General features: G+C 68.4%; 9 protein-coding genes. 1 reads left to right on the plus strand and 8 read right to left on the minus strand.

All coding sequences use genetic code 11. From position 1 onward, the window contains the following. Positions 1-25 precede the first annotated feature (25 nt). From AVL48_RS10515 to AVL48_RS10545, 7 genes are all read right to left on the minus strand, one after another. A complete protein-coding gene (locus AVL48_RS10515) occupies positions 26-1,045 on the minus strand; it encodes a 3-isopropylmalate dehydrogenase (protein ID WP_208616265.1) in 1,020 nt (339 codons plus the stop codon). A 128-nt stretch (positions 1,046-1,173) separates the two neighbouring features. After that, the gene (locus tag AVL48_RS10520; RefSeq protein ID WP_208616258.1) at positions 1,174-2,898 is read right to left on the minus strand and encodes a 2-isopropylmalate synthase; all 1,725 of its coding nucleotides are present in this window, start codon (positions 2,896-2,898) and stop codon (positions 1,174-1,176) included. A 179-nt stretch (positions 2,899-3,077) separates the two neighbouring features. Continuing rightward, positions 3,078-4,784: a long-chain fatty acid--CoA ligase gene (locus tag AVL48_RS10525; protein ID WP_061987423.1), complete on the minus strand. Its 1,707-nt coding sequence runs from the start codon at positions 4,782-4,784 to the stop codon at positions 3,078-3,080. A 751-nt stretch (positions 4,785-5,535) separates the two neighbouring features. Further along, positions 5,536-6,477, minus strand: a complete 942-nt coding sequence (locus AVL48_RS10530) for a DUF6114 domain-containing protein (protein ID WP_061987419.1) — start codon at positions 6,475-6,477, stop codon at positions 5,536-5,538. A 27-nt stretch (positions 6,478-6,504) separates the two neighbouring features. Next, entirely contained in the window at positions 6,505-7,113 is a 609-nt protein-coding gene (locus AVL48_RS10535; protein WP_061987417.1) for a DUF6230 family protein, read from the minus strand. A gap of 80 nt (positions 7,114-7,193) precedes the next feature. Continuing rightward, positions 7,194-8,855: an FAD-binding dehydrogenase gene (locus AVL48_RS10540; protein WP_061987415.1), complete on the minus strand. Its 1,662-nt coding sequence runs from the start codon at positions 8,853-8,855 to the stop codon at positions 7,194-7,196. After that, entirely contained in the window at positions 8,852-9,751 is a 900-nt protein-coding gene (locus tag AVL48_RS10545) for an alpha/beta fold hydrolase (RefSeq protein WP_158070225.1), read from the minus strand. Before AVL48_RS10545 ends, AVL48_RS10540 begins: the two co-directional genes overlap by 4 nt. Positions 9,752-11,001: 1,250 nt before the next feature. On the opposite strand from AVL48_RS10545, the gene AVL48_RS10550 reads away from it, so the two are divergent. After that, on the plus strand, positions 11,002-12,363 hold the full coding sequence (locus AVL48_RS10550) for an NsdA family TPR-like regulatory protein (protein ID WP_482746684.1): 1,362 nt from the start codon (positions 11,002-11,004) through the stop codon (positions 12,361-12,363). A gap of 65 nt (positions 12,364-12,428) precedes the next feature. Here the strand turns inward: AVL48_RS10550 and AVL48_RS10555 are convergent, their stop codons facing one another. After that, the gene (locus tag AVL48_RS10555; RefSeq protein WP_063816575.1) at positions 12,429-14,183 is read right to left on the minus strand and encodes an alpha-keto acid decarboxylase family protein; all 1,755 of its coding nucleotides are present in this window, start codon (positions 14,181-14,183) and stop codon (positions 12,429-12,431) included. Between the last annotated feature and the right edge of the window lie 105 nt (positions 14,184-14,288).

A 14,288-nucleotide genomic window follows, 5' to 3' on the forward strand; every position in this document is an offset into this window, starting at 1 on the left:
GACGTCAAGGAATTCCTTGAGCGGCTCAGCCCGCGAGGCGAGCGGTGAGCGCGTCGCCGATCTGCTCGGTGCTGCGGGGTGCGGCCGCGTCGCGTTCGGCGAGGTCGGCGGTGACGGCGGCCTCGATCCGCCGTGCCTCCTGTTCGTAGCCCAGGTGGCGCAGGAGCAACGCGACCGACAGGACGGTCGCGGTCGGGTCGGCCTTGCCGGTGCCCGCGATATCCGGGGCGGAGCCGTGGACCGGCTCGAACATCGAGGGATGGGCGCCGGTGGGGTTGATGTTGCCGCTGGAGGCAAGGCCGATGCCGCCGGTGACGGCCGCGGCCAGGTCGGTCAGGATGTCACCGAAAAGGTTGTCGGTGACGATCACGTCGAACCGCTCGGGCCGGGTGACGAAGAAGATCGTGGCGGCGTCGACGTGCAGATAATCGGTGGTGACACCGGGGTACTCGGCGGCGACCGTGTCGAAGGTGTGCTGCCATAGGTTGCCGGCGTGCACGAGCACGTTGTTCTTGTGCACCAGCGTCAGCTTCCGGCGTGACCGGGCGTCGGCGAGTTCGAAGGCGTAGCGGATCACCCGTTCCACCCCGTAGGCGGTGTTGACGCTCACCTCGGTGGCCACTTCGGCGGGAGTGCCGACGCGCAGCGCGCCGCCGTTGCCCGTGTACGGGCCTTCGGTGCCCTCCCGGACCACGACGAAGTCGACGGATGGGCGGTCGCCGGTGTTCGGGGGTCGTTTGCCGGGGCGCAGATTCACGTAGTGGTCGAAGGCGAAACGCAGCTTGAGCAGCAGGCCTCGTTCCAGCACGCCGGAAGGGACGGTGGGATCGCCGATCGCGCCCAGCAGGATCGCGTCATGGTGCCTGAGCGACTGCAGTTCGGCGTCCGGCAGGATCTCCCCGCCGGCGTGCCACCGCCGCGCGCCGAGATCGTACGGACTGGTCTCCAGTTTCACGTCCGGCGGGAGCACGGCGGCCAGGACCTTCAGTCCCTCTGCCACCACTTCCGGACCGATACCGTCACCGGGGATCACCGCGAGGCGAATGCTACGACTGGTCGGCATGGCATCTCTCTCCTTCATTCGGGTGGTGACAGCTGTTCGCGGGGTCGGATCGGCGGCAGACCGCTGCCGCCTTCCCTTGGTCCGCGCGTGGCCGCGGACTCCCGGGGCACTCAGATGGCCGGCTCCGTCGCGGTTGCGGTCGAGGTGGCATACGGTGCGGACTGCTTCTCGTCCCAGGCTCGCCTGGCAGTGGCCAGCGCGGCTCTCCGGACCGCTTCCGTCTCCTCCTCGTGAATACCCACGCCCCACAGGGAATGCCCGTTCAGGGCGGTCTCGCAGAAGGCGGCGTATCCGGGCCGCCCCTGGAGCCGCTCCACGGTGACGCCTTGGACCGCGCCGGGGGTTTCCATGGCGGAGAACGCCCGGCACACCGAGATCTTCCAGTCGGCGGGCGTCCAGTCGGCGGCGGAAATCTCCACGGCGTCCGCCGTCCCCTCGTCGGACTCCGTGCCCGGTGCCACATACCGCTCCGTGAAAAGCTCCCAGAGCTCGTCCGCGCCCACTTCGCCGCCACGCTGCTCGCAGAACTTCTGCATGACGTGGGCGAAGTCGATCTGCAACGGCCGGGGCAGAGTCAGCCCCTGCGTGCTGTGCAGCAGGTGGGCGATGCCGCCCTTGCCGGACTGGGTGTTGATGCGGATCAGCGCCTGATAACTGCGCCCGATGTCGCGGGGGTCGACGGCGAGGTAGGGCACTTCCCAGACGGCACCGGGATCCCCCGCCTCCTCACGGGCTTTGAGCCCCTTGGCGATGGCGTCCTGGTGCGTGCCTGCGAAGGAGGTGTAGACGAATTCGCCCACCCAGGGATGGCGAGCGGAGACCGGGAGCTGATTGCACTCCTCGACCACGGCACGGATGCCGTCCAGATCGCTCAGGTCGAGCATGGGGTCGATCCCCTGGGAGAACAGGTTCATCGCCAGGGTGGGCAGGCAGACATTGCCGGTGCGCTCACCGTTTCCGAACAGGCATCCCTCCACCCGGTCGACGCCGGCGAGGAGGGCCAGCTCGGTCGCCGCGACGGCGCTGCCGCGGTCGTTGTGCGGGTGCAGGGTCAGGATGGTGCGGTCGCGATACGCCAGATTCCGGCACGTGTACTCGATGCGGTCCGCCAGCTCATGCGGCGGGAAGCACTCCACGGTCACGGGCAGGGCGATGCGGAGGGTGCGGTCGGTGCGGGAGGCGCAGTACTCCTGCACCGCGTTGCAGATCTCCACGCCGAAGTCGGGCTCGGTCTGGCTCCAGGACTCCGGCACGTAGGACAGGTAGAGCTCGGTCTCCGCCAACGTTTCCTGGAGCCGGACGGCGTGCCGAGTGCCTTCGAGGGCCAGCGCCACGGTCTCCTCGCGACTGGCATGGAAGACCACCCGCCGCTGCGCGACGGAAGTCGGGTTGATGTACTGCAGGACCGCCCTGCGGGCGCCGCGTACCGCGTCCACACTCCGGTCTATGGCGTCGGTCCGCATGGAACAGAGAACCTGGATGACGACGTCGTCAGGAATGGAGTCCGTGTCGATCAGGTGCCGCACGAAGTCGTAATCGTCCTGGGACGAGGCCGGGTAGCCGACTTCGATCTCCTTGAACCCCATGGACACCAGAAGATCGAACATGACGCGCTTGCGGGCGACGTCCATCGGCTCCAGCAGAGCCTGGTTGCCGTCACGCAGATCCACGCTGCCCCACAGAGGCGCTCGGGTGAGCTGGCGGCTGGGCCAGGTGCGGTCTTCCAGCCCGATCGGCTGATAGGGAGCGTACTTGTGCACGGGCATTCCGCTTGCTGTCTGCGCGCCCATGTCCTGGGCGCGGAAGGCGCGGTGCCGATGTGGTGAAGGGCTCATCTCTTCCTCTTTCCTGGATTTCCGTGGCGCCATGACCCCCGCCGGGGTGGGCGAGGTTCCGGCGGGAGAGCGCGAAATGGCTCCGGCCTGAGCGCGGTCGGCGACCCTGCCGGAAGACCCGCCGCCGTCGAGGCTTCGCCGTGAAGGCAGGAACGCGGGCGTCACCTGCCGACGAGTTCTTACTGCTTCAGGGCGGGGTGGCCGCCGCGGTGCCTGCCGAGCCGCACGATCGGGAGCAGACCCTGCACGTACTGGTCGCGGATGGCTCGCTTGTCGTACTTGCCCACCGACGTCTTGGGCACGGCCGGCAGGACCGCCCAACGTTCGGGCACCATCCACGCGTCGAGACGTTCGGCCAGGAAGTCACGCAATTCCGCCGGGTCGATGCCGTTGTGGCGCAGTGACACGGTGGCCAGCGGACGTTCGCCCCACCGGTCGTCGGGCACCGCTATGACGGCCGCCTCGATCACCGCGGAGTGTTCCATCAGCGTGTTCTCCAGTCCCACGCTGGAAATGAACTCGCCGCCGGACTTGATGACGTCCTTCACTCGGTCGGTCAACCTCAGATAGCCGTTCGCGGTGATCGCACCGACGTCACCGGTCCTCAGCCAGCCGTCCGCGGTGAAGTTCTCCGCCGGCCGAACCCACGCAGCCTCGTCACCGCCATGATAGGCACACGTCACCTCGGGGCCGCGCAGCTGAAGTTCCCCCGTGGCCACACCGTCACAGGGCACCAGTGCGCCGTCCGGGCCGACGAGCCGGAACTCCACCGACGGCGGGAACCGTCCCTGGCTGACGCGGTAGGCCCATTCCTCGTCGGCGTCCGCTCCCCGGGGCGGAACCGCCGCGCTCACCAGCCCCATGGTCTCGGTCATCCCCCAGCCGTGCAGAAGCTCGATGGAATGCCGGTCCCGGTATGCGGCCATCAATGCCGGCGGGCACGCGGAACCGCCTACATACGCCCGTCTCAGGCTTTCGGTGTCGTAGGTGCGGGTGTCCAGTTCCTCCAAGAGAGAAGACCAGACGGTGGGGACGGCAGCGCTGAAGGTGGGCCGCCCCTTGTCGATCATGCGGGCGAGCGATTCGGCCTTGGTGAACCTGTCAGGCAGCAGCAAATCGGCGCCGGTGAAGAAGGCTGTGTGCGGGATGCCCCATCCGATCACGTGGAACATGGACGCTATCGGGAAAAGGGTGTCGTGTGGGCTCATGTCGTAATGACTCGGCGACAGCACCTGGAGGCAATGCAGGAATATCGAACGGTGGCTGTAGACCACTCCCTTGGGCTTGCCGGTGGTTCCGGTGGTGTAGCAGATCGTCGCGGCGGCACGCTCGTCCAACCGCTCCTCCCAGGGGTAATCGCCGGGATGGTCGCTGATCAGCTCCTCGTAGTCATGGACTTCACCGGTGAATCCGGACAGCGCCTCGCGGCCGCCATGACCGGCGACGATGATGTGCCGCACGGTTTCCGGCAATCGCGCGAGCACGGGGGCGAGCGATTCCGTCAGCCCCGCGTCCACGATGATGACCTCGTCCCCGGCGTGGCCGATGGTGTAGAGCAGCTGGTCCGCGGGCATCCGCCAGTTCAGCGTGTGCAGCACGGCCCCCATCGCGGGAACCGCGACGAAGAGTTCGAGATGACGGGTGTTGTTCCACATGAGGGTGCCCACGACGCCCTGCTCACTCCCCACCCGGGTACCGGGGCGCACCCCCAGCCGGTCACGGAGCGCATGCGCAAGCCGGGCGGCCCGCTCACCGACTTCCGCGTAACTCCTACTGTCGAACCCCGTTCCGTTCCAAGTGGACACACGGGAGGAAGCGTGGACCGTAGTGCCGTACCGCAGGATGCGGGCAATGGTCAGTGGTGTGTCCGGCATCGTGCTGTGCATAGCGTGCCTCCGGAATTGGGTGCCTGCATCGGGTGGCGGTTCGCCGAGCGGCGCGATCCGTTGACAGGGAACATATTCCGGTGTTCTCGCTACCGGCAACCGTGCGCGGTTGTCTCGTGTGGCCACTCGCCGGAGGTCCCCGAACCGGCTTCCGGCAGGCGTTCCGTTGCTCTCCCCAGCAGTTCAGCAGCCGTCCCCGGCGGCTACGCCAAGCATTCCGCGATCGTTGTCAGCACACGGAAAAGCACGGCTAAGGCGAACCGGGGACCGGGTCCCACCCGGTGGGCCCGTCTTTGTCCCCGTTTCCACATGAGACGAGGTTCGCTTGTCGCATTGGAGGCGCGCAGGGGTGACGCGAAGCGACAGCTCGCACTCGCTGTGTGCCTGGTACCTCGCGCGCGCCAAAAGGGCACCCTGGCAACGAATGCGCCTACCGGTGAGCGAGACATACGCCTACATTTGTCCGAGGTGATCAAAGGTCGCGTGCCAGTACATGATGGTCCCCTTCCTTGCGCCAGGCGCAAGGAAGGGGACCATCATGTACCTCCACCGAGCATGTCCGCCGACCTCGTGGGTGGCGATGACGGTTCTCTGTGAGGGGCCAGGAAAGGTGGCGTAGCCGAATCGCCACACACGACCCCCGACGCGGTGATCACCGCGACCCCGTTGACGTCAGGGGCCGATCCCTCGGAGCCCCCGTGGCACCGTGACGGAAACCGCCCGGCCGACGCGTCGGTCCCGGGAAGCCGGATCAGGTGATGGTGATCTTCGCGGCGGGAATGGTCAGGCGTGCGTGGTTGAGCTCGGTGTTGACCACGGTCACGTCGGTGAAGGTGAGACTGGGCAACACCAGCGGCGGAGGACGGTCCGGGGTGAAATCGACCGGGAGGCCGATGAGCCCGAGCACGCTCAGGGTTCCCTTCAGCCGCAGGGTGAGCAGCTCGACGGGATGGCCGGTCGCCGTCGAGACGCTTCCAGGTGGGGCGGTGATCCTGCCGAGGTGGCCGTCGACCAGTTCGCTCGTCTGGACCAGGCTGGTGATGTCGATGCGGCTGGCGGTGAATCTCAGCACCTCGACCGGCACACCGCCCACCCTGGTGGTGCTGACGCCGTGGTACCGCAGACCGGTCAACTGCAGGACGGAGGCCGTCAACACCCACACCCGGCCGGCCGGAGCAGCGGTGGTGCCGGCCGAGGAGGCAACTGCCGAGCCGACGGCCAGCGCGAGGACCAGAAGGATTGTGATCCCCGCGGCCCTGGTTTGTGCCGAGCCCGGCCCGTCTTCCCGGTCGCGATCCCGCTCGCCGGTGGCCGGAGGCGCCCAGGCGAGAGCCAGGGCCCCTCCTATGAGTCCCAGCACGGTGCCAACCAGAAATCCGCCGAGGTTGCTGGTGACCAGCGCGGCCAGCGAGACGAGGAGCGCGGTCACGCCGGCGGCGACCCGGTACTGCGGCCTGAACCACAGTGACACCGCGCAGATCAGGAGGAGGGCGCCGATCAGCAGCGCCGACACCCCGCCGAGGGTCCTGAGCGAGAGCACCAGGTCACCCAGCCGGAAGGAGGCGTACGGCGGTAGTCCTATCACGACGGAGGCCGGCAGCAGGAACATGCCGGCACCGAAGGGCCGGTGCCGTCGCCAGCCACGGAATGCCCGCCATCCGGCCCTGATCCGCCCGGGCGCGCGGGCGATCATTGGTCCGGCCCGCGGCCGTCGGCCGGCTCAGAAGCATTCATTCTTGCCACTCCTCAGCGACAACGCGAGATTCTTCAACCGCAACGTCTGCGCGTTGGTGCTCCACGCCGTTTGCCGGAGCTGGCCGATGGTCGCGCCGGCGGCCTGCAGCCCGAACGCTCCCGGCCTGCCCTTCGCCGCTTCCGGCCCCTTGGTCAGCTGGGCGGCGTCGATGCCGATCTGGGTGTCGGTCAGGCGGAGATCGCCGGTGAGCGAGGCGATGCCGATGATGATGTCCGTCGACTCCATCCCGCCAGGCCCTCCCGAGAGGAGTACCAGGGTGACGTCCCCGACCATGGGCACCTTCGGCAAGAACACCGACTGGCAGAAGTTGTCCAGCGTGGCCTTGCGGAAAGCGCCCACCGCGACGGCGTGGGCTTGACCGCTACCCTGGTCGACATCCCCGTATTGGACGAAACCTTCGCCAACCAGCTTGTCCGCGCTGATCTTGAACGAGCCGCCGGACACCGCGAACGACGCCGCGAGCGCTCCCTGTGAAAGCCCGGTGAGCAACAGCGCCACCCCGACCAGCGCCAGTCCGAGGATCCCGGCGAACCGGGCCCACCGCGTTCTCCCCCGCGATTCCGAGCACTTCATGTCCCGTCCTTTCCTCGGTCGCCCGGTCGTCGGGCGACCGGGCGACGCCTTGCTTTGGCATGGAGCGATCGCGCGACGACTCAGGCCAGTCTCCTGCCGAGCGCACGCCCGGCGACCCGGCCGGAGAAGATGCAACCGCCGAGGAACGCGCCTTCCAGGGCGTGGTATCCGTGCATTCCCCCGCCGCCGAATCCGGCCGCCTCACCGGCGGCGTACAAACCGTCGACGACGGACCCTTCCGGGCGTACCACCTGCGCGTCGAGGGTGGTCTGCACTCCGCCCAAGGTCTTGCGAGTGAACATGTTCAGTCGGATCCCGTACAGGGGACCGTGCGCCGGGTCGAGCAGCCGGTGCGGGCGTGCGGTACGCATCAGCCGCTCGACCTTGTACTCGCGCAGGTTGCGCAAGGACATCAGCTGCAGGTCCTTGAAGTAGTCGTTGCGCAGCTGCAGGTCGCGCGTCGCGGCCTCGTGCTCCACCCGCGCGGGATCCAGCGGTGTTGCGGGGGTGAGCGCGTTCATCGCCGCCACGAGCGCGGGCAGCGTCCGGCCGACCACGACGTCCTCGCCGCGTTCGAGGAAGTCATGCACCGGCTTCATCAGGCTCTTCTTCGCCCGCAACAGCAACAGGGCGCAGTTCTTACCGGTGATGTCGGGGTTCTCCGCCGATCCCAGCAGGTCGAACTCTTTGTCCACCATCGTCTGGGTCATGATCAGCCACGAATGGGAGTGGCCGTTCATGGTCAGGTGCCGCAGCGTGTTTCCGGCGGTGTGGCCCGGGAACAGTGGTGGCGGCAGTCGCCGTCCCGCGGGATCCAGCCACAGGGCCGAGGGGGCAGCCAGGAAGTGCACCGCGTGGCGCGACCAGGTCGGGCTGTGATGCTTGAGCCCCTCGGGGTAGTGCCACATCCGGTCCAGGTTGACCACCGAACCGCCGGCACGTGCGGTGATCTCCAGCATCCGCCCGTCGACGTGCGCCGGGACGCCGACGAGCATCGATTCCGGGAAAGTACCGAAGCGGTCGGTCGGCCAGTTGGCGCGTACCAGGTCGAGGTTGCCACCGAGACCACCCGAGGTGACGACCACCGCTTGCGCTCGCAGGTCGAACGTGCCGATCTGTTGCCGCGTGGAGGCCGCGCCGCGCGGCGCGTCCGAAGGTGCCAGCAGCGCGCCGCGCACGCCGACCGCGGCTCCGCCTTCGACGACGATCTCGTCGACCCGGTGCCGGTGCCTGAAATTCACCGCCCCGCGTGCGACGGCGTCGAGCACCGGGTCACGGAAGGCCCGTACGACCTCGGGTCCGGCGCCCCACGTGATGTGGAGCCGGGGCACGGAGTTGCCCGCCCCGGTCGCGGTGCCCGCCCCGCGCTCGACCCAGCCGACGTTGGGCATCAAGGTCAGCCCCAGCATGCGCAGGTAGTCCCGCTTGACACCGGCGGCGAAGCCCAAGTACGCCTCGGCCCAGGCGCGAGCCCAGTGGTCTTCCCGGTCGCGGTCGAACCCCGCTGAGCCAAGCCAATCGGACAACGCCGATTCCAGGGAGTCCTTGATGCCCATTCGCCGCTGTTCCGGAGTGTTCACCAGCAGCAGGCCACCCTGTGACCAGTGCGCCTGCCCGCCGAGGTTGGCTTCGTTCTCCTGCTCGACCACGAGCACCCGCCGTCCGGCCCGGGACAGCTCGAACGTCGCGACGAGTCCGGCCAGCCCTGCACCCACGACGATGACGTCCGCCGCATCGCTCATGACAGCATCTCCCCGGGTGCCTGGTCGCCGCCGGCGTCGGCGAGGAATCGGCGAACCGCGCGGACCAGTTTCCCCGGCGCCTCCGACGGCAGCAGGTGGCTGGCGCACGTGACCAGTGTCAGCCGCCCGTGACGCAGTTTCCGCCGCGCCGCGATTCCATGCCAGAACGGCACTTGCCGGTCTTGCACGCCCCAGACGACCAAGGTCGGCATCGGCAACTCCCGCAACCGGCGCAGCAAGGGGCCACGCTGCCCGAAGAGCCCGATCGTGGAGCGTTGCAAGCGCAGGCTCGTCTCCAGTGCCACCGGGGTGGAGGTCACCCGGGTCTGGCTCGCCCACCAGGCCGCGTGGATGCGCCAGGGCCGGCACGATCCGACCAGCGCCACCGCCGTGACGAGCAGCCGTGGGCCCAACGGCAGCACTGGGACCAGCAGCGGGGTCAGATCTCCCAGGGGGGTGACTGATTGCAGGATGGTGTACGGGTTGACGGTGCGTCCGAGGCCGGCGGAGTCGACCAGCACCAGAGCCGACACGCGACTCGGCTGTTCCAGAGCCACGTGCACCGCCACCGCTCCTCCCAGTGAATGCCCGACGAGCACGAGCCGCTGCAAGCCGATGACACGGGCGAAGCGCCACACGAACGCCGCCAGCGCCGGGACCGAGGCCTCGGCGATCGGTTCGGTGTAGCCGTACCCCGGGAAATCGACCGCGATGACCCGATAATGGCTCGCCAGGCCCTGAATGACGTCGTACCACTCCTCGGACACAGCCCCTTGCCCCGGAAGCAGCAGGACGACCGGACCGGTGCCGGCTGCCAAATAGCGGGTGGCCGTACCGTCCACGTCGGTCCAATGCTCCTCGATCTCTCGCGCTTGCTCGACGACGGAAGTGGTCATGGAGTTCTCCTTGCGTCGGAGTGCGGCCACTCCGGACCACATGGTGCGGAGGCTCGACACATGCACGGGCTCTCCCGCGACAACCAGGGAAAAGCCGACGATCAGACCGTAATACGCGACGCGCAGTGCGGGCAGGCGCACTTGAGGCGCTCGAGGGCGCAGATACCGCACGGCCGCGCGCCGTTCACACAGAATCAATCGGCCATCTCCGCCGTCGACGACGGTGCGGGATTCTTGCCAATGCGCGGAGATCGCGGTCGCCATAAGCCGGGGTCACGCCGAATATGAGTCCGAATGGGTTGATTTCCGCACGTTTAGAGAAAAGTGGAGACTTTCACTCCAACGGCTTATCTAAGCGACTCGAAGCTGCGCCTAACATCACTTTCCATGCCTTCAACCTATGCCTACCGGGATGCAACAGTGCCAGAGCAGGGCTCGCGAACGGTGCGGCGTCCGATCCCACGCTTGGCGCAATGTGCGACGAGAACTGTGACCTCGCTCTCAATTATATTCCCTGGCAGTTCTCCTGGCCTTCGCAGTGGCGAAACCGGATTTTCCGAGTAGGCATCTCGATCATGCCGGTTCGCGACGTTCGATTACGCGGTTCGGATGCGTGGCGGCTTTCTTCTACGACCTTCGTAACGTAGTCGGTAAATAAATCCGGACCGGCCGTCTCTCGGCGTGAATGCGGATTCGACGTCGGAGCCACCCGACGGCCATCGGACCGGCTGATTTCGCCGCGGCCGTCCGGCGAGGGCATCTTCCAGGTGGTTCTATGAGGGGCTGCTGTGCGAGCAGTGAAGAGGATGACCGCCGTGGCGCCGGCACTGAAGCGTTATGGCGTGAGGGACGCCGGAACCAGCGACGCGGGATCGCACAACCGTTGCGGCGCAAGGCCATCATCGTGCCGGAAGCGGGTCGCCACGCGTGGTTCGTCGAGCTGTGGATCACCGATGTCGCCCCAGTGCCTTGCGCAACGCGCCGCGAGGCGCGGGCCACCCTGCTCGGCCAGTAGCGGAATCTTTTCCGCGACAAGCAGATGTCGTTGGCGGACAGGGGTTTTTCCGCTGACTCTGCGTCGTGACCAGCGGACGCGCCCCTGTCCGGCGTGCTCACCCGCATCGCGCGACCCCTGCCTGCCCTGACGTCGCCGGTCGGCGCCCCGTGAAGTCAGCCTGCCCAGCAACGCAGCCGCCGTCGACACCGAGTTCACGGTTTCACTCGTCCAGGACACGAAGGAGACAAAGGTCATGAGTAGCCGACCGCCAGCGAGTCGGAAGGCGAACGAGCGACTACGAGCCGTGATGGAGGAGGCGGGGTGCTCCAATACCGGGCTCGCCCGCCGGGTGAACATGTGCGGCGCCGGGCGAGGGCTGGATCTGCGCTACGACAAGACATCGGTGGCCCGCTGGCTACGGGGACAGCAACCGCGCGGCCCGGCGCCCGCGGTCATCGCCGAGGCGCTCGGTGACAAGCTGGGCCGCCCGGTCACCGTGGACGAGATCGGCATGACGCCGGACTCGAGCACGGCACCAGCCGCGGGGTTGCGGTTCGAGCCCGTCCTGACAGACGCACTCCGCCACGTGCGCGCCCTGTGGCACAGCGACGCTCAGCGCGGTGGCCCGCTGACGGGCGAGGTGCTGCCGGCCTCCGTGCTCGTGCAGCCCAGTCGCGACTGGCTGATCGGTGTCCCGGACGACGTCGGCACCGACGACGGACCTGCCGCGGACGATGTCGAGGCGGTGCGCGCGACGACAGCCGCGTTCGCCGATCTCGACCACCGCTATGGCAGCGCCGGTATCCGGCCCGTCGTCGTCCACTACCTCGACAGCGTCGTCGCCCGGCCGCTCGTGGACTCCCACCGCGTCTCGGCCGGTCGGCAACTGCTCGGTACCGCCGCCCGGCTCACCGAACTGGCCGGGTACATGGCGGTCGACACCGGTCAGCCAGGTCTCGCGCAGCGCTATTACATCCAGGCTCTGCGGCTCGCCCAAGCCGCGGACGACCGGAGCATGGGCGCGTATCTGCTGGCATCGGGCATGAGCCGGATGGCGCTCGCGCTCGGCAGTCCCCACGAGGCCGTCCAACTCGCCCGGGTGGCACAGGAAGGGACGCGAGGCGGGGCCACCCCCGAGGTCGAAGCGGTCTGCCATGCCGCCGAGGCGCGCGGCCACGCCATGCTGAGCGACGCGAAAGCCTGCAAGCGAGCCGCAGGCAAGGCGATCAATGCGCTGGAGCGGGGCGGCCGGGGCAGGCAGCCGGCCTGGGTCGCGCACGTCGATCAGGCCTACCTGGCCGAGGAGCTTGCCCGGTGCGCCCGGGACCTCGACCAGCTCGCCACCGTCGTGCGCTGGTCTCGCGAAGCCGTTCAAGGATGTCCTCCGGGCTGGTCACGGCGCCGCGCGCTCAGGCTGATGCTCCTGGCCACGGCACAGCTCCAGGTGGGGGACGTCGAGTACGCCTGTCGCACCGCCAAACAGGCGGTGGAGGCACTCAAAGGTGTGCACTCCGCACAATGCGCCGTCGACCTCGTCGACTTCAGTGGGCGGCTGGGGGCACTGGGCCACCCGGAGGAAGCGCGCGAGTTCGCGGCCGCACCGGCGGCGAACTGACCTGCCCGGTATGCGAGCCGGCCCGGCGATGGGACCGCGCCGGACCGGCTCGCGCGCGGGGTTGCTCACGGTACCCACTTGGCCTTGTCGGGCCGGTTGGCGGTCATGCGGTGGAAGGCCGGTGGCACGTCGACCTTCTGCAGGAACGCTTCGATGAGGACGAGCCGGTCCGTGGTGGCGGCGGCCCGGATGAGCGCCCTGTCCAGCTCGGCGGGGGTGCGGGCGGACAGCACAAGAGGGTTCGGTACGCCGAGTGCGGCCGGGACATCGGACCAGTCCCAGCGGGCCACCTCGTTGTAGACGGCACTCATCCCATGGGTGATCCGCTCGACCGTGTAGCCGTCGTTGTTCACCAGGACCACCATGGGATTGAGCCGGTGGCGGCCGAGGACGCCCAGTTCCGGTGCGGTGAGCTGAGCCGCGCCGTCGCCGATGAGCAGCAGTCCGCGCCGGGTCGGATCGGCGAGTTGCGCGCCGAGCAGCGCGGGGACGGTGAACCCGATGGACGACCACAGCGGCTGGGAAACGAAGCGGGCGCCGTCGGGAAACCGCTGCTCCGCCGCGCCGATGAGCGCCGTGCCGCTGTCGGCGCAGACGATGTACTCGGGCCGCACGGCCTCGCCCACGGCTTTCCAGAGGTAGGACTGGGTCAGCGGCGTCCAGCGTCCGCAGAAAGTGCGGAAGAGGGCCGCGGCGGACTTCTTCACCGCCGCCGGGAAGTTCCCCACCGGGGGGTTCGCCGTCGAAGAAGCCTGCCGTCGCGGTGCCGTGACGGACGCACGGGCCGGCGGGCGCTCCTTGATCAGCGCCGTGAGCACTGTCAGGGCGGCGGCCAGCGGCACGCCAGGGAATTCGACGCCGTTCACCCGTGCGGACGTCGGCCCGAGTCGGATGGCCTTCTCGGGATCGAATTCGTGCGTGAACTTGCCGGTGGCGTGATCGGTGAGCAGCACACCCGCCATGATCAGCGGGTCCGCGCCGTCGATGGCGGCGCGAACGTGCGCCTCGCTCATGGCACCGGCGTACAGCCCGAGGAAGTCGGGGGCTTGCTCGTCCACCACCGTCTTGCCGGCCATCACCGTCGCGTGCGGGAGCGGCCCGGCCGCCAACAGCTCGGCCAGCTCCGCGCGGGCGTCGAACCGGTCCACCAAGAAGTCCGCCAGAACCGCGACGTCGTCCGACTCGGCGAGCCGCACCCGGGCAGCCGCGCGGAAATTGTCCAGACTGCCCGGGTGGGCGGCCTTCGGATCCGGCCGATTCAGCGACGGAAGCGGCGGCGCTGGACCAAGGGCGACGTCGCGCGGTACGCGCAGATACCCAGGCCGGCTCTCCCGCAAGCAGGCTGTCACCACGCGATCGACCTCGAACAGGGCGTCCTCGGCGCGCAACACCGCGTCCGCGCACACCACCTCACGGTGCGCTCGGGCGAACCGGTCGAAGTCACCATCCCCCATCGTGTGGTGGACTGGGCTGTCCGCCCCCTCGGTGTCAGTGGTCGGTCCGATCACGATGTGGAGCACCGGGACACGCTCGGCATAGCTGCCCGCCACGCCGTTGATCGCGTTCAGCTCACCCACACCGAAAGTGGTCAACAGCGCGCCGAAGCCGTTGACCCGTCCGTAACCATCGGCGGCGTAGGCGGCTCCCAACTCGTTCGTCGTCCCGACCCACTTCATGCGCGGATGGGCGACCACGCGATCGAGTACCTGCAGGTTGTAGTCTCCCGGCATACCGAACAGGTGCCTTACTCCCAAGGCGCACAAGCGATCCAGGATCTGGTCGATCACCGTGGCGCTCGTTTCCGGTGGCCTGGTTGTCATCTGCTTTCCTCTCTGGGCGTGGGAATCCGGCGTCGCACCGGTGTTCCGCCGGGACGTGGTGCGCCCGGTTCGTGCGGACCGCGCGCCGGGGCGCGATGGTCGAGC

The organism is Amycolatopsis regifaucium (assembly GCF_001613935.1).
Lineage (GTDB): Bacteria > Actinomycetota > Actinomycetes > Mycobacteriales > Pseudonocardiaceae > Amycolatopsis > Amycolatopsis regifaucium.

Bases quoted from the DNA above. Each gene is read 5' to 3' on its own strand.
- AVL48_RS10520 (WP_208616258.1), bottom strand. From the start codon at position 2,898: ATGAGCCCTTCACCACATCGGCACCGCGCCTTCCGCGCCCAGGACATG.
- AVL48_RS10525 (WP_061987423.1), bottom strand. From the start codon at position 4,784: ATGCACAGCACGATGCCGGACACACCACTGACCATTGCCCGCATCCTG.
- AVL48_RS10530 (WP_061987419.1), bottom strand. From the start codon at position 6,477: ATGATCGCCCGCGCGCCCGGGCGGATCAGGGCCGGATGGCGGGCATTC.
- AVL48_RS10535 (WP_061987417.1), bottom strand. From the start codon at position 7,113: ATGAAGTGCTCGGAATCGCGGGGGAGAACGCGGTGGGCCCGGTTCGCC.
- AVL48_RS10540 (WP_061987415.1), bottom strand. From the start codon at position 8,855: ATGAGCGATGCGGCGGACGTCATCGTCGTGGGTGCAGGGCTGGCCGGA.
- AVL48_RS10545 (WP_158070225.1), bottom strand. From the start codon at position 9,751: ATGACCACTTCCGTCGTCGAGCAAGCGCGAGAGATCGAGGAGCATTGG.
- AVL48_RS10550 (WP_482746684.1), top strand. From the start codon at position 11,002: ATGAGTAGCCGACCGCCAGCGAGTCGGAAGGCGAACGAGCGACTACGA.
- AVL48_RS10555 (WP_063816575.1), bottom strand. From the start codon at position 14,183: ATGACAACCAGGCCACCGGAAACGAGCGCCACGGTGATCGACCAGATC.